The 14,790-nt window shown below is 66.7% G+C and carries 12 protein-coding genes and 1 riboswitch; of the genes, 4 read left to right on the top strand and 8 right to left on the bottom strand.

The window, feature by feature from the left end; translation table 11 throughout:
- Nucleotides 1–108 precede the first annotated feature (108 nt).
- Genes gyrA through recQ form a run of 3 tightly spaced genes read left to right on the top strand, consistent with a single transcriptional unit; the run spans nucleotide 109 to nucleotide 5,392 of the window.
- The gene (gyrA, locus tag ACE3QW_RS14060) at nucleotides 109–2,868 is read left to right on the top strand and encodes a DNA gyrase subunit A (RefSeq protein ID WP_374251929.1); all 2,760 of its coding nucleotides are present in this window, start codon (nucleotides 109–111) and stop codon (nucleotides 2,866–2,868) included.
- A gap of 39 nt (nucleotides 2,869–2,907) precedes the next feature.
- Complete coding sequence (locus tag ACE3QW_RS14055) at nucleotides 2,908–3,519, top strand: LysE family translocator (protein ID WP_374251927.1); 612 nt, start codon at nucleotides 2,908–2,910, stop codon at nucleotides 3,517–3,519.
- 55 nt (nucleotides 3,520–3,574) lie between these two features.
- The gene (gene recQ / locus ACE3QW_RS14050) at nucleotides 3,575–5,392 is read left to right on the top strand and encodes a DNA helicase RecQ (RefSeq protein WP_374251926.1); all 1,818 of its coding nucleotides are present in this window, start codon (nucleotides 3,575–3,577) and stop codon (nucleotides 5,390–5,392) included.
- A 180-nt stretch (nucleotides 5,393–5,572) separates the two neighbouring features.
- Here the strand turns inward: recQ and ACE3QW_RS14045 are convergent, their stop codons facing one another.
- A complete protein-coding gene (locus ACE3QW_RS14045) occupies nucleotides 5,573–6,457 on the bottom strand; it encodes an ATP-binding protein (protein WP_024279067.1) in 885 nt (294 codons plus the stop codon).
- Nucleotides 6,458–6,692: 235 nt separating this feature from the next.
- On the opposite strand from ACE3QW_RS14045, the gene ACE3QW_RS14040 reads away from it, so the two are divergent.
- Nucleotides 6,693–7,346: a hypothetical protein gene (locus ACE3QW_RS14040; RefSeq protein ID WP_374251925.1), complete on the top strand. Its 654-nt coding sequence runs from the start codon at nucleotides 6,693–6,695 to the stop codon at nucleotides 7,344–7,346.
- A 9-nt stretch (nucleotides 7,347–7,355) separates the two neighbouring features.
- Here the strand turns inward: ACE3QW_RS14040 and ACE3QW_RS14035 are convergent, their stop codons facing one another.
- From ACE3QW_RS14035 to prpB, 7 genes are all read right to left on the bottom strand, one after another.
- A complete protein-coding gene (locus tag ACE3QW_RS14035; RefSeq protein ID WP_024279065.1) occupies nucleotides 7,356–8,192 on the bottom strand; it encodes a sulfite exporter TauE/SafE family protein in 837 nt (278 codons plus the stop codon).
- Between the two features lie 134 nt (nucleotides 8,193–8,326).
- Entirely contained in the window at nucleotides 8,327–9,319 is a 993-nt protein-coding gene (gene dusA, locus ACE3QW_RS14030) for a tRNA dihydrouridine(20/20a) synthase DusA (protein WP_374251924.1), read from the bottom strand.
- Between the two features lie 291 nt (nucleotides 9,320–9,610).
- Entirely contained in the window at nucleotides 9,611–10,354 is a 744-nt protein-coding gene (locus tag ACE3QW_RS14025) for a hypothetical protein (protein ID WP_374251923.1), read from the bottom strand.
- Nucleotides 10,344–10,625, bottom strand: coding sequence for a hypothetical protein (locus tag ACE3QW_RS14020; RefSeq protein WP_374251922.1), 282 nt, complete (start codon nucleotides 10,623–10,625; stop codon nucleotides 10,344–10,346). The genes ACE3QW_RS14025 and ACE3QW_RS14020 overlap by 11 nt, the downstream gene beginning before the upstream one ends.
- Nucleotides 10,625–11,512, bottom strand: a complete 888-nt coding sequence (locus ACE3QW_RS14015; protein WP_374251921.1) for an ABC transporter substrate-binding protein — start codon at nucleotides 11,510–11,512, stop codon at nucleotides 10,625–10,627. The genes ACE3QW_RS14020 and ACE3QW_RS14015 overlap by 1 nt, the downstream gene beginning before the upstream one ends.
- A gap of 26 nt (nucleotides 11,513–11,538) precedes the next feature.
- Nucleotides 11,539–13,521: a TonB-dependent receptor plug domain-containing protein gene (locus ACE3QW_RS14010; RefSeq protein ID WP_374251920.1), complete on the bottom strand. Its 1,983-nt coding sequence runs from the start codon at nucleotides 13,519–13,521 to the stop codon at nucleotides 11,539–11,541.
- Nucleotides 13,522–13,622: 101 nt separating this feature from the next.
- Nucleotides 13,623–13,822, bottom strand: a riboswitch (cobalamin riboswitch).
- 130 nt (nucleotides 13,823–13,952) lie between these two features.
- The coding region (gene prpB / locus ACE3QW_RS14005; protein WP_374251919.1) for a methylisocitrate lyase at nucleotides 13,953–14,790 on the bottom strand (838 nt) is incomplete at its 5' end.

Genomic DNA, 14,790 nt, shown 5'->3' with positions numbered 1-14,790 from the left:
ATTGATTTGTATAGTATAAATTTACGTCCGCCAGAGGGGTTTTGCTGGCGTCGCAGGGGTGAATCGGATAGAAGGAAGCACCTCACCAATCCATGCGAGTGCTGACTTTTGGCCGATTCCGAAACGCCGAAGACTGGTGGCGAGCCGCCGTCCGACATCCGGCCCGTTTCCATCACGGAGGAGCTGTCCCGCTCCTATCTCGATTATGCCATGAGCGTCATCGTCGCCCGGGCCCTGCCCGACGTGCGCGACGGCCTCAAGCCCGTGCATCGGCGCATCCTGTTCTCCATGCACGAGAACGGGTACGAGTGGAACAAGCAGTACCGCAAGTCGGCCCGCGTGGTCGGCGACGTGATCGGTAAATACCATCCCCACGGCGACCAGTCGGTCTATGACGCGCTGGTGCGCATGGCCCAGACCTTCGCCATGCGGCTCCCGCTGGTGGACGGCCAGGGCAATTTCGGCTCGGTGGACGGCGATGCCCCGGCGGCCATGCGATACACCGAGGTGCGCCTCGAGAAAGTGACCAACACCCTTCTCGATGACCTCGACAAGGAAACCTTCGATTTCCAGGAGAATTACGACAATTCCGAGCGGGAGCCGACCGTTCTCCCGGCCAAGTTCCCGAACCTCCTGGTCAATGGTGCCGGCGGCATCGCGGTCGGCATGGCCACCAACATCCCGCCGCACAATCTCGGCGAGATCATCGACGTCACCGTCGCGCTGCTGGACGACCCGCTGCTGGAGCCCGAGGCGCTGCTCGACCTGCTGCCCGGCCCGGACTTCCCCACCGGCGCGCTGATTCTCGGACGCACCGGCATCCGCCAGGCCTATCTCACCGGTCGCGGCTCCATCCTGATGCGCGCGAAAGTCGCCATCGAGAACATCCGCAAGGACCGCGAAGCCCTCATCGTCACCGAGATTCCCTATCAGGTGAACAAGGCGACGATGATCGAGAAGATCGCGGAGCTGGTGCGCGACAAGCGGGTGGAGGGCATCTCCGAGATCCGCGACGAGAGCGATCGCGACGGCATGCGGGTGGTCATCGAGATCAAGCGCGACGCCCAGGCCGACGTGGTGCTGAACAACCTCTACCGGCTCACGCTGCTGCAGACCTCCTTCGGCGTGAACATGGTGGCGCTCTCCGGCGGCAAGCCGGGCCTGCTCACCCTGCACGACGTGCTGATCGCCTTCATCGCCTTCCGCGAGGAGGTCATCAGCCGGCGCACCAAATTCCTGCTGCGCAAGGCGCGCGACCGGGCGCACGTGTTGGTGGGCCTCGCCATCGCCGTCGCCAACATCGACGAGGTGATCCGCCTCATCCGCACCGCGCCGGACCCGGCGAGTGCCCGCGAATCCCTGATGGGCCGCGACTGGCCGGCTAAGGACATGGCGCCGCTCATCGCCCTCATCGCCGATCCGCGCCACAAGCTGAAGGAAGACGGCACGTATCGTCTCTCCGAGGTGCAGGCCCGCGCCATCCTCGACCTCAGGCTCCAGCGGCTCACCGCTCTCGGCCGCGATGAAATCGCCGACGAGCTGGACAAGCTCGCCGCCGAGATCGCCGATTATCTCGAAATCCTCGCCAGCCGGCCGCGTATGCGGGCGATCATCCGGGACGAGCTTCTCGCCATCAAGGCGGAGTTCGGCACGCCCCGGAAGACCGAGATCGTCGAGGGCTTCGGCGATCTGGAAGACGAGGATCTGATCCAGCGCGAGGAAATGGTCGTCACCGTTTCCCACGCCGGCTACATCAAGCGCGTGCCGCTCTCCACCTATCGGGCGCAGCGGCGCGGCGGCAAGGGCCGCTCGGCCATGCAGACGCGGGACGAGGATTTCGTCACCCGCCTGTTCGTGGCCTCGACCCACGCGCCGGTGCTGTTCTTCTCCTCCAAGGGGCAGGTCTACAAGATGAAGGTGTGGCGCCTGCCGCTGGCGGCGCCGCAGGCCCGCGGCAAGGCCCTCATCAACATCCTGCCGCTGGAGCAGGACGAGCGCATCACGTCCGTCGTTCTCCTGCCGGAGGACGAGGGCGAGAACCAGCGCCTGCAGATCATGTTCGCCACCACCGGCGGCACTGTGCGGCGCAATGCGCTCACCGATTTCCAGCAGGTGAACCGCAACGGCAAGATCGCCATGAAGCTCGCCGAGGGCGAGGCCATCGCGGATGTCGGCCTGTGCACGGAGGAGGACGACGTGCTCCTCACCACGGCGGCCGGCGCCTGCATCCGCTTCCCCGCCACCGAGGTGCGCCTGTTCAAGGGCCGCGACAGCGTGGGCGTGCGCGGCATCCGGCTGGAGGATGGCGACAGCGTCATCTCCATGGCCATCATCCGCCATGTGGATGCCGATGCCGAGCAGCGGCTCGCCTACATCAAGATGCGCCGCGCCCTGCGCGGCGAGGCGGGCGAGAGCGCCGAGGTGGAGCAGGAGGAGGGCGCGAGCGGCTCCGGCCAGCTCAGCCAGGAGCGCTACGCCGAGATGGGCGCGAAGGAGCAGTTCATCCTTACCGTGTCCGAGAACGGCTACGGCAAGCGCACCTCGTCCTACGAATATCGTGTCACCGGGCGTGGCGGTAAGGGCATCGTCGCCATGGCGGTGAACGAGCGCAACGGCCGGCTCGTCGCCTCCTTCCCCGTGGAGGATGCCGACCAGATCATGCTCGTCACCGACGGCGGCCAGCTCATCCGCTGCCCCGTGGATGGCATCCGCATCGTCGGCCGCGCCAGCCAGGGCGTCATCGTGTTCGACACGGCGGAAGGCGAGCGCGTGGTCTCGGTGGAGCACATCAGCGAGGACACCGGCGCCGAGGGCGAGGCGGGCGAAGGCGGCGCGGAAGCCGCCGGAGACGACACGCCGGAGGCCTGATCCCGCGAGCGGGTGCCTTCGGCCGGAGGAGCGCAAGTGATGATCTCGGCCGAAAGCCTCGCCCTGTTCGTGCTCGCCTGCATCGCCCTGGGGGCGACGCCGGGGCCGAACGTGGCGCTCATCGTCGGCACCAGCCTCAAGCATGGGCGACAGGCGGGCATTCTCACCGCCATGGGCGTCAATGTGGGCCTTATCGCCCAATTGGCTCTGGTTGCGGGGGGCCTCGCTTATGTGGTGGAAGCCTTCTCCCGCCACTTCGATCTCGTGCGCTATGCCGGCGCCGCCTACCTCGTTTGGCTCGCCGTGATGCAGTGGCGCAGTGCCGGCAAGGCGGTGGACGCGCCCACACCTTCCGCCCATGCCGCCTTCGGACGCGGGCTCGCGGTGGCCTTCGCCAATCCCAAGACGCTCCTGTTCCACGCGGCGTTCCTACCGCAATTCGTCACCAACACGGCTGATCCCGTGCCGCAGATCGCGCTTCTGGCGGCGATCTTCGCGGTCATCGCGCTGGTGGGCGACATGCTGTGGGCGGTGGTGGCAGACAAGGCGCGCGCCGCGCTGAAGGGTCGCTTCACGCTGGTGGCGGACCGCGTGTCCGCCGGCATCCTCGTCGGCGGTGCGGCCCTGCTGCTTGCGGCGGGGCGTCGATAGGCAAGCGCGGCTCCATCCCGCATTGCCCGGCGAGGGCAGGGGGCTATAAGGCCCCATGCTCGCTACCCTTCATGATTCCGCTCCGCTTGAGGTCCTGCGCCACGTCTTTGGCTACGAGGCGTTCCGCGGGCGGCAGCGGGATATCGTGGAGCATGTGGTCGCCGGGGGCGATGCCCTTGTGCTCATGCCCACGGGCGGCGGAAAATCCCTGTGTTATCAGGTGCCGGCCCTGGTGCGGCCGGGCACGGGCATCGTGGTCTCGCCGCTGATCGCGCTGATGCACGATCAGGTGCAGGCGCTGCGCCAGCTCGGCGTGAAGGCGGCCATGCTCAATTCGTCGCTTGCCCCCGGCGAGGGGCGGCAGGTGGAGCGGGCGCTCGCCATGGGCGACCTCGACCTCCTTTACGTGGCGCCCGAGCGGCTGCTGACGGACGGCTTCCTCCATCTGCTGGACGGCGCGCGCATCTCTCTGTTCGCCATCGACGAGGCCCATTGCGTCTCCCAGTGGGGGCACGATTTTCGGCCCGAATATCGCCAGCTCACCATTCTGCACGAGCGCTATCCCGGCGTGCCGCGCATGGCGCTCACCGCCACGGCCGACGGGCCGACCCGCCGGGAGATCGTGGAGCGGCTGAATCTGGAGGAGGGGCAGGTGTTCCTGTCCTCCTTCGACCGGCCGAACATCCGCTACCGCATCGCGCCGAAGGCCAATCCCCGCGTGCAGCTGAAGGCCTTCCTCGACGCCCATGATGGCGAGGCGGGCATCATCTATTGCATGAGCCGGGCGAAGGTGGAGGCGACCGCCGAGATGCTCTCCACCGAGGGCCGCACGGCGCTGCCCTATCATGCCGGCCTCGACGCCGACACGCGCGCCCGCCACCAGGACCGCTTCCTGAAGGAGGAAGGCGTGGTGATGGTGGCGACCATCGCCTTCGGCATGGGCATCGACAAGCCGGACGTGCGCTTCGTCGTCCATCTCGACCTGCCGAAAAGCATCGAGGCCTATTATCAGGAAACCGGCCGCGCCGGCCGCGACGGCCTGCCCTCCGAGACGCTGCTGCTGTACGGCGTGGAGGACGTGGCCAAGCTGATCCAGTTCGTGGACGGCTCGGATGCACCCGAGGCAAGGAAGCGGGTGGAGCGCAGCAAGCTCGATGCGCTGCTGGGGCTCGCCGAGACCGCCTCCTGCCGGCGGCAGGTGCTGCTGAAATATTTCGAGGAAGACCTGCCGCAACCGTGCGGCAATTGCGATACCTGCCTCGATCCGCCCCGCACCTTCGACGGCACCGAGGCCGCGCAGAAGCTGCTCTCCTGCGTCTACCGCACCGGGGAGCGGTTCGGCGCCGGCCATGTCATCGACGTGCTGCGCGGCGAGGCCAACGACAAGGTGACCAAGTTCGGCCACGACAAGCTCTCCACCTTCGGCATCGGCGGCAATTTCTCGCGCGATGAATGGCGGGCCGTGGTCCGCCAGCTGGTGGCCATGGGCTATCTCTGGGTGGATGTGGAGGGCCACGGCAGCCTCGGCCTCACCGAGAAATGCCGCCCCGTGCTGCGCGGCGAGGAGCGGGTGGAGCTGAAGGCCGAGGCGCGCCCCCGCGCCGCCCGCGTCACCGGCGGCGGGCGCGGCCCCTCCGCCGCTCTGGCCGATCCGGCGGACGAGGCCCTGTTCCAGAAATTGAAGAAGCTCAGGCTGGAGCTGGCTAGGGCGCAGGGCGTGCCGCCCTACGTCATCTTCCACGACACCACCTTGATGGCCATCGCCGAACTGAAGCCCACCTCCATGAAGGCGCTGGGCATGATCTCCGGCATCGGCGAGGCCAAGCTGATGCGCTATGGCCAGCAATTCCTGGCGGTCATCGCCGAGGGGTGAGGCCAAGATCTCCCTTCCCTCCAAGATCTCCCCTCGCCCCTTGCGGGAGAGGGGGTGGGGGGTGAGGGGATGGTCGGTTCAGGGAAGTGTTGGGACAAAGGGCGCCATACCCTTCGCCCCAGCCCTCTCCCGCGAGGGGAGAGGGGGCACGGCAGAGGTCGTCCGACGCAGGCCGCCGCCTTACGCCGCCTTCAGCGCCACGCCCAGCCGTCCGGCGAGGTCCTGCACGAACTGGTAGGCGGTGCGGCCGGAGCGGGCGCCACGGGTGGTGGCCCATTCGAGCGCCTTCGGCCGCCACTCCTCCTCCGTCGCCGGAATGCCGTGGTGCTCCACATAGGCGGCGACCATGGCGAGGTATTCGTCCTGGCTGCACTTGTGGAAGCCGAGCCACAGGCCGAACCGGTCGGAGAGGGAGACCTTCTCCTCCACGGCCTCGCCGGGATTGATGGCAGTTGAGCGCTCATTGTCCATCATGTCGCGCGGCAGCAGGTGGCGACGATTGGACGTGGCGTAGAAGATCACATTGTCCGGCCGCCCCTCGATGCCGCCTTCCAGCACCGCCTTCAGCGACTTGTAAGACGTATCGTCGGAATCGAACGAGAGGTCGTCGCAGAAGACGATGAAGCGGTGATGGGAGCCGCGCACCAGCCCCATCAGGGCCGGCAGGGTCTCGATGTCCTCGCGGTGAATCTCCACCAGCTTCAGGCGCGCGCCATCATCGGCCAGAGACCGGTTGATGGCGGCGTGGGAGGCCTTCACCAGCGAGCTTTTCCCCATGCCGCGCGCCCCCCAGAGCAGCGCATTGTTGGCCGGCAGGCCGCGGGCGAAGCGCTCGGTGTTCTCCACGAGCTGGTCGCGCACCCGGTCGATGCCCTGCAAGAGGTCCATCTCCACCCGGTTCACCCGCGGCACTGGCTCGAAGCGGATCGGGTCGGTGTGCCAGACGAAGGCGTCGGCCGCCTCGAAATCCGGTGTGGGTACCGCAGGCGGCGCCAGGCGCTCCAGCGCCCCGGCAATGCGGGTGAGCAGATCGAGGGTTGCGCTCGAAAGATCCGGCTGTGTCATTATCATCCTCCCGCGCGGGGGATTAGGACGCGGCTGGCCCGGCGGCAAGGCGGCCCGGCGCGCGTGTGGCGCAAAAGCCATGCGGCGCGCGCATGATGGGGACGACGCCGCAGTGCAACAATTCCGCCTTAACTTCTCCCCATCCATCCTCGACCAAGCAAGCTGAGAGGAACGGTAGCCGCGTGCGCGGTCCCCGTTCCGGTGCCCCACCCTCTGCCCCGGGAGGTCGAGACCCATGGCGATCCGCCGCCCCCTCACGCGCTCCGCGATTCTGCCGGCGCTGCTTTCTCCGTTCTTCGCCGCCGCGCCGGCGCTTGCCGATGGGACGGAGGCGAAGACGGCCCTGAAGGCCGACGGCTCGACCTCGCTCACCTATTCGACGCCCGTGCAGGACTATGGCGCGGTGGTCGGCCTCGACCTCTCCGCCACGGGATCGAGCGTGGCGCCCACCGTTGGCCAGAGCGCGGACGGCCTCGGCGGCACCGCCTATGCGAAGGTCACCGTCTCCCGCCTGCCGGACTGGATGGTGTGGGAGAAGGGCACGTTGAACGTCTCAGTCGATCCCAACGATGCGGCGAGCAAGCTCGCCACCACCTTCGAGCGCACCATTCCCCTGACCAGTGGCCTCGCCGCGACGTTGGCGGATACCTATCAGGTGAAGGCCGGATCGCAGGCGTGGGAGACGGACAAGTCGCTCAGCCTCAAGCTGACAGACATGGGCACCACCTTCGCCGTCTCGACCAAGGCGACGAGCAATTCGTCCCAGCTTCTGCCCACCGTGAGCGCCCAGCAGCAGCTCGCGCCGGACCTCACGGTGACTACCTCCGTGGCCGATACCGGCTCGACGCTGAACAAGAGCATCACCGCCGGCTTCACCCACCGCTGGTGAGGCGCCGCCTCAGCCTTTTATGATGGCGATGAGGAAGCGCGCGCCGATCAGCAGCAGGAACAGGCCGAAGCCGATCTCCAGATGGCGCCGGCTCAGCCGGTGCGCGAGCCGCGCCCCATAAGGCGCCACCAGCGTCGCCACCGGGGCGATGCACAGGAAGCCGATCACCGAGACATAGCCGATCGAGAGCGGCGGCAGCTCGGAGAGGTGCGGCCAGCCGGCGATGGCATAGCCGATCACGCCCGGAATGGGGATGATGACGCCGATGCCGGCCGAGGTGGCAACGGCGGCGTGGATCGGCACGCCGTAGAGCAGCAGGATGTTGGTGGAGATGCCACCACCCGAGATGCCCACCAGCGACGACGCGAGGCCGATGAAAAATCCGTAGAAACGCATCACCGCGGAAGAGGGCAGGTGGTCGGAGATACGGATGTCGTTGCGGCCGATGAGGCTCTTCAGGCCGAGCAGCGACACCACCGCCACGAAAACCGCCTGTAGCACCCAGCCGGCCGCCACCGCCGCGATGGCGCTGCCCGCTATGATGCCGATGATGGCCGGGATGCGCCATTTCGCCAGCACGCCGGGCAGCGATGCGCCCTTGGCGATGTGGGTGCGGTGGGAGGCCATGGCGGTGGGGATGATGATGGCGAGGGACGTGCCGACGCACAATTGCATCCGCACGCTGTCGTCCACCCCGAGGAAGCCGAAGACCTCGTACAGCACCGGCACGATGACGCCGCCGCCGCCAATGCCGAAGAGGCCGGCGAGCAGGCCCGTGAGCAGGCCACCGGCCAGCATGGCGGCGACGAGCAGGACGAGCTCCTGCACGGGAACGTTGGAAAACATGAGCGGAACCGAAGGCTTGCGGGCGGATAGAGGACGAGGAGTGGCCCGGAATTCGGCATATGTCCACTGTGCCGGCCGCATGACGCCGGCGAGAGCTGCGCTATTCACGCAACTCCGCAGGAATTGCCACCTCGTTAGGCCGCCTGCAGGTCGCGGCGGCGCACCTCGTCCACCGCGCCGCGCAGCACCTCGAGCCCGGCGCCGGGGATGATGGCCTCGGTGGAGAGGCGGCGGCGGAAGATGCGCGCGCCCTTCTTGCCGCCGAACAGGCCGAGCATGTGGCGGGTGATGTCGGACAGCCGGCCGCCGGCTTCGAGGTGGCGGGCGATATAGGGCTCGAACGCCTCGATGGCCGCGAACGTATCCTCGTGCGGGGCCGGGACGCCGTGGAGGGTGGGGTCCACATCCGCCAGCAGTTCCGGCGTGTGATAGGCGGCGCGGCCGAACATAATGCCGTCGAGCCCGTCCGCCTCGGCGAGTCCCTGCGCGAGGCTTTCGAGGCCTCCGTTGAGGGCCACCGGAACGTGCGGCAGGCGGGCCTTGAGGCGGCGCACGCGGTCATAGTCGAGGGGCGGGATGTCCCGGTTCTCGCGCGGGGAAAGGCCGTTCAGCCACGCCTTGCGGGCATGGACGATGAGCCCGTCGCAACCGGCCGCCAGCACGGCGTCGGCCAGGGTGTCGAGAGCTTCCTCGGGGTCCTGGTCGTCCACGCCGATGCGGCATTTCACGGTGACGGGGAGGGATACGGCGCCCTTCATGGCGGCGACGCACTCGGCCACCACCTGCGGCTCCCGCATGAGGCAGGCGCCGAAATTGCCGCCCTGAACCCGGTCGGAGGGGCAGCCCACGTTGAGGTTGATCTCGTCATAGCCGAAATCGGCGCAGATGCGCGCCGCCTGCGCCAAAAGCGCCGGATCACTGCCGCCGAGTTGCACGGCCACCGGATGCTCGACCTCCGAAAACCCGAGCAGCCGCGCCCGGTCGCCATGGATCACGGCCGGTGCCGTCACCATCTCCGTATAGAGCAGCGCATGGCGCGAGAAGGTGCGGTGGAAGGCCCGGCAATGCCGATCCGTCCAATCCATCATGGGCGCCACGGAGAGTACAATGTTCTGATTTTTAAGCATTATTTGGTAACTGGATAACATTTCGCCGTGCCGTGTGCACTTGGAGCGCACACGGATTGGCCTCCTTCACTAAACTAAAATCCGGCTTCTGGAGAGCCCGGAACCGTCGGAAGGGGCAGAACGTGAACGCAGACGTTCCTGCGCCGCATTGATCGTCAGGGAGCCGTGGCTCGGATTGCGTCCGAGGCGGTCAGGCAGAATGTCTCGCCGACGGCCCCCCTCGGCCTCCCGCTTGCGGAATTGGTCAACTGCGCCAGCGCAGCGGGCGGCGCTACGCTTTACCGAGAACCTTTAGAAGCAAGCGCCAGTCTCGGTGTCAGCGACCGCATCCGCATCCGGAGCGGCAGGAGGGTGGATGGAGAAGCACGGCACCCACCCCTCGGGGATTGGAACATTGGCGGCGTGGGTGCGCTGGTGTGCCAGAAGCCTCGGCAGAACGTGCGTGTGCGGGCCGTCGGGGCTCCGGCCGTCGGGCGGCGGGATGGGCGAGAAAACTTCAATGCGCGCGAGCGCTGAGATGAACACGCGGTGCGGCCCGTGCGCGACCAAGGCGGGCATGAGGCCGGGAACCTCGAAAACCGGACGGCCCTCCCCAGCGCGCAGGATCGCCAGGAGGTCCGGAGCACCGGTCCGTATGCACGCCTCGACGGACCCAAGTCCAATGCCGAGGTCGAACAGAACGGCATCGCGATCCTCTTCCCGGAGGGCATCGGCATCGGTCCCCACCTCGGTGAGAACGCCGCGGCCAGCGCGGCCGGCCAAGGTGGTGGGCAGGCACACGGCGCGAGCCGGAATCCGGCGCTCGGCATGGCGCGAAGGCATGCGATAGTCGACGAGGACGGCTTGCGGATGGTCGTGAAAGCGCAGCCCGCCGCGAGCCGTCAGTACCGAAAGGCTATCGGGCTCCTCCCGCACCTCCGCCGCCTCGGCGGGGTCTCGCATGAATTCCGCGATGGCCCCGAAAATGCCGAGGCTGAAGCCGCAATATGGGTCCCGGATATGTGCCGCGGTCGCGTCGAAGACGTTATCGCTCATGCTGGCTGGCCTCCTGCCTGCTGTTTTCGCGCCCGGGTCGGGACCATGGCAGGACGACACTCTCGCCCGCATGTTCGAACCGCACGCCATCGGCCCACAACGCCTCTGCGATCCGTTCTTCGTCCAGCACCGGCCTTGGGGCACCTTCGGCGATAAGAGCCCCATCCTTCATCAAGGCGACCCGATCACAGAAGCGGGCGGTGGCCGGAAGGTCGTGGACCATGGCGATCACCACTGCGTCGCGCCGGAGCAGAATGCGGCGTTTGGACATCAACGTAGGGTGCCCCCGCCGAGGTGAGCGGCCGGCCGATCTTCTCCAGACGCCCCGGCACCGGAAAGGCGCAGCCGGGCGGTGGCGAGACGCGCCGCGGCCTCGGTGAGCGCGGGACCGGCACACGTCCAAAGCCGGGGCGGCAGCGCGACGGACCGTCCGGTGGTTGCAAATGCGGCCAATACCGGGTGGTGCAGGAGCCCATCGGCGAGAGAGGGGGGCGCATCTTTCTCCGCATTGATGATGAGGAGGTCGGGGTTCGCGCGCACGATCTCCTCAAGTGTCAGTTGTCCCTTCCTGTCGGTGGACAGGCGGGCGGCAAGGTTCGATAGACCGGCCTTCTGCATCACCTCGTCAGAGATCGAGCCCCGGCCGGCCGTGAAGCCATTGGGCCGCAGGACCACCGCTGTGGGGTGGCTCGCTGCGACGGCCGGCAGCCGGGCGAACCCGACCTCCATCTCCCGCACCATCTGTTCGCCCCGCTCCGGCACGCCAAGCCGCGCGGCCACCATACGGATCTGGGCATACGCCGCGCCAAGAGTTCGGGGAATATCCAGTTCCAGCACCTCGAAGCCAAGCCGGCGCAGCATGGCCGTGGTGGTCCGCGTGGTATAGGCCCCGACAATGACCAGATCCGGTTTCAGGGGGACGATCTCCTCGGCTAAACCCCGGTTCATCGGCACGGTGCGGGCAAGGTCCGCGACGTTAGAGGCGCGGGGGTCGCGGGCGAGAAACGTGACGGATGCGACCTGTCCCGGATCGGCAAGGCGCAACACCAGTTCATCCGCGCACAGGTTGAGCGAGACGACGCGAAGCGGGGCGGCTGTGCGCCCCGCTTCGGCAAACGCCCCCTGCGCCAGCAGAAGCTGCCATACGGCGACGAGCACGCTCGCAAGGCGCCTCGCAGCTTCCCTCACCATGTGAGCTTCACACCGCCATAGGCGCCGAAGCCGGGAGCAAGGAAGCCGTTGGGATTTTCGTAGGTCTGGTCGAACAGGTTGTCGATGCGCCCAAAAAGCGTGGCGTTGGCGTTCAACTTATAGTTGGCGGCAACGTTGACCACCGTATAGCCGGGCTGGTCGATGTAGTTCGAGGTGAGACGCACGATGTCCCACCAGGAGGACGCGTAGACGAGGCTCGCCGTGAGGTCGAGTTCGTCGGTCGGCCGCCAGCCGAGGGTAAGGCTCACCTTGTTGTTGGGCCGCCGCAGGGGATTGCAGGACGTCGCGTCGATGGGCGCACAGGCGGCGCCGAACGGCAGGCCAGGGGGCACATATCCGACCACGTCGGTGTAGGTATAGTCCACGCGCGCATCAATGCGGTCGGTGACCTTGACGGCGATGAACGCCTCAACACCCTGCGACACGGCATTTGAAATGTTGATGTTCTGATACGTCACCGGATCGTAGCTGATGAGGTTGGTGATGTTGTTGTGGAAGTAGGTCACACCGAACAGCACCCGATCCCCGAATGCTTTCTGCTCAAAGCCTGCATCCCATCCGGTGCTTTCTTCCGGCAGCAGGTTCTGGTTGCCGTAATAGGGCGCATAGAGCTGGTAGAGGGTTGGCGCCTTGAAGCCCGTACCGTAGCTCGCTTTCAGCTTGGTGCCGGTCTCGTCGAACAGAAGAGCAGGGGCGAGACGGAAGGTGGTGTGGTCGCCGAAGCTGTCGTCGCTGTCGTAGCGCGCGTTGGCGGCAAAGAAGAGCCGGTTCCAGAGATTGCCCTGATACTCCGCATACACGCCCGTGTCGCCTGTCGCGGCGTCGATGGATGTGTAGGCGGTGGCGGAGGTCATGCTCTCGTTGCGCCGCTCAGCACCCACCAGCAGGTTCTGTCCCGGCGCGAAGGCGTAGTTGGACCGCAGGTAATAGATCTGCCGATCGCCCTCATAGATGCCGTTCACTGACGTGTTCGGCCCGACGGTGGGATTGGACGTGGAAAGCTCGCTCACACCGAAGGTGGTTATGAGGCGATCATCGAAAGCCTTCCACACCCCTTCGCCCTTGGTGAAGAACATGCTGGCATAGGACGTGGAACGCTGCGCGGCCGGCACGCCGGAATAGGTGGGCGGGGGATAGGTGTCCGGCGTGAAGGCGAGGCTCGAGTCGATGTAGCGCGCAACGAAGTTGACCGCGAAATTGTCCGCCGCCTGCCAGTCGAGACGCGTCGAATACGTCCAGTTTTCGTAAGCGTTGGGATTGAGCGGCCAGAAGGGGGGCGCGATGTTCTGGGGCGTCACCGGAATGTCGGTGGACGAGAAGTGGGTGACGTTGAACGAATACGACAGTTTTTCGGTCGAGCCGGACAGGCCTGCATACTGGTTGAAGGTGCCGAGCGCTCCGCCCTCCACATAGGCCGTGACCTTGGGCGGGCCTTCGCCTTTCTTTGTGGTGACCGCAATGACGCCGCCGATGGCGTCCGAGCCATAAAGGCCGGACTGCGGGCCGCGCAGCACCTCCACCCGCTCGAGATCGGAGGCCATGAGCTGCCCGAAGTCGAAGGCGCCGTTGGGCGTGGAGGGATTTCCGGCGTCAATGCCGTCAATCAACACCTTCACATGATTGGAGTTTGTGCCCCGGATGAAAACCGAGGTCTGCCCTCCGGGGCCGCCCGTCTGCACCACGTTGAGGCCGGGCAGGGACTGCAGCACGTCCGGGAGTGTGCGCTGCTGGGCGCGGGCGATGTCGTCGGCGGTGACGATGCTGACCGAACTCGCCACCTCGGTCTCGGGCGTCGGAATGCCGGTGGCGCTGACAACGAGGGTGGGCAGGTCACCGGCATTTTGGTCGTCCGCCGTCTGGGCAAAGGCACACGGAGCGGATGCGACGGAAAGGAAGGCAACGAGAGCCGTGGCCCGACCGGGGCGGCGGGGGAGGGACAGCAGAACGGACGACATGAAGACACTCGGCGGCCCGGGTGGTCCGTCACCGCGAACGAGGTCGCCCGGCCGAGAAAGGCTGGAAAACCGCCACCAGGACACCCCGCCCAATGAGCTCGCGTGTGACCACGATCGACGGCAGGTCTCCTGGCTCACGGGTCACCGCCCGTCTGCCGCCTTCCCAGATCTCGCGACCCAGTGGCTGATGGCAGAGGACTCGCCGCTTACAGTTGCGGGGGCAGCCACGGCATTTTCGGACTCACCGAATCACCGTGTTCCCTTTTGATCCCTTTCGGGAACCGTCGCTTTAACGATACGGATAGATTTTGCGGTGCGTCAATGGCTCGCCACGATAAAGACAGAAAGCGCCCGAGTTGCTGCGAAAATGCCACAATGTGGCATCGTCTGCATCGCGGCTCCCGGGCGCTCTGAAACCTGACCCGTTGATGTCACTCTGCCGCGAGCGTCGGAACCACGGTTGCAACGATCGACGCATCGAGTGCCTCGAAGGTCTTAAGGCCGATGAGATCGTAGAGTTCGGCCCGCGTCTGCATTTCGCCGACCATCGCCTGCGTGGAGCCATCGCGCGCAAGCGTCGCGTAGAGCGTTTCCTGTGCCTTGTTGGCCACCCGCAGGGATGACACGGGCCAGATCACCAGACGATAGCCCATGGCCTCGAACTCGGAAGCGGTGAAGAAGGGGGGCCGGCCAAACTCGGTCATGTTGGCGAGCAGCGGCACGCCCGGCAGGCGGCTGGCGAATGCGCGGAACATCTCCGCGTCGTTGAGCGCCTCGGGGAAGATGGCATCGGCTCCCGCTTCAACGTAAAGCTTGGCGCGGGCCACCGCCCCGTCGAGCCCCTCGCTGGCCGCCGCGTCGGTCCGCGCGATGAGGTAGAGGTGGCGCCGGGCTTTGGCGGCGGCGGCTACCTTGGCGGCCATGTCGCGGGCGTCCGCCAGCTTCTTGTCGTTCAGGTGGCCGCATTTCTTCGGAAGAAGCTGATCCTCGATGTGGACGGCCCCGACGCCGGCATCCTCGAAAGTGCGCACCATGTGCATCACGTTGAGCGCTTCGCCATAGCCGGTGTCGCCGTCCACCAGCACCGGCAAGCCGCTCGCGCGGGCCACCTGACGGATGAAGAAGGCAACTTCATCCACGGTGATGATGCCGAGGTCCGGCAGGCCCATGGACGCCGTCATGGCGGCGCCGGAGAGATAGAGGGCATTGAAGCCGGCTGCCTTCGCCTGCAGCGCAGCCATGCCGTTGTGCGTGCCGGGAATCTTCAGG

Origin of the sequence: Xanthobacter sp. (assembly GCF_041911315.1) — a bacterium.
Lineage (GTDB): Bacteria > Pseudomonadota > Alphaproteobacteria > Rhizobiales > Xanthobacteraceae > Xanthobacter > Xanthobacter aminoxidans.
Note: the sequence above shows the minus strand (reverse complement) of the source record. Positions and strands in the feature narration are given on the sequence as shown.

Bases quoted from the DNA above. Each gene is read 5' to 3' on its own strand.
- ACE3QW_RS14055 (WP_374251927.1), top strand. From the start codon at position 2,908: ATGATCTCGGCCGAAAGCCTCGCCCTGTTCGTGCTCGCCTGCATCGCC.
- recQ (WP_374251926.1), top strand. From the start codon at position 3,575: ATGCTCGCTACCCTTCATGATTCCGCTCCGCTTGAGGTCCTGCGCCAC.
- ACE3QW_RS14045 (WP_024279067.1), bottom strand. From the start codon at position 6,457: ATGACACAGCCGGATCTTTCGAGCGCAACCCTCGATCTGCTCACCCGC.
- ACE3QW_RS14040 (WP_374251925.1), top strand. From the start codon at position 6,693: ATGGCGATCCGCCGCCCCCTCACGCGCTCCGCGATTCTGCCGGCGCTG.
- ACE3QW_RS14035 (WP_024279065.1), bottom strand. From the start codon at position 8,192: ATGTTTTCCAACGTTCCCGTGCAGGAGCTCGTCCTGCTCGTCGCCGCC.
- dusA (WP_374251924.1), bottom strand. From the start codon at position 9,319: ATGCTTAAAAATCAGAACATTGTACTCTCCGTGGCGCCCATGATGGAT.
- ACE3QW_RS14025 (WP_374251923.1), bottom strand. From the start codon at position 10,354: ATGAGCGATAACGTCTTCGACGCGACCGCGGCACATATCCGGGACCCA.
- ACE3QW_RS14020 (WP_374251922.1), bottom strand. From the start codon at position 10,625: ATGTCCAAACGCCGCATTCTGCTCCGGCGCGACGCAGTGGTGATCGCC.
- ACE3QW_RS14010 (WP_374251920.1), bottom strand. From the start codon at position 13,521: ATGTCGTCCGTTCTGCTGTCCCTCCCCCGCCGCCCCGGTCGGGCCACG.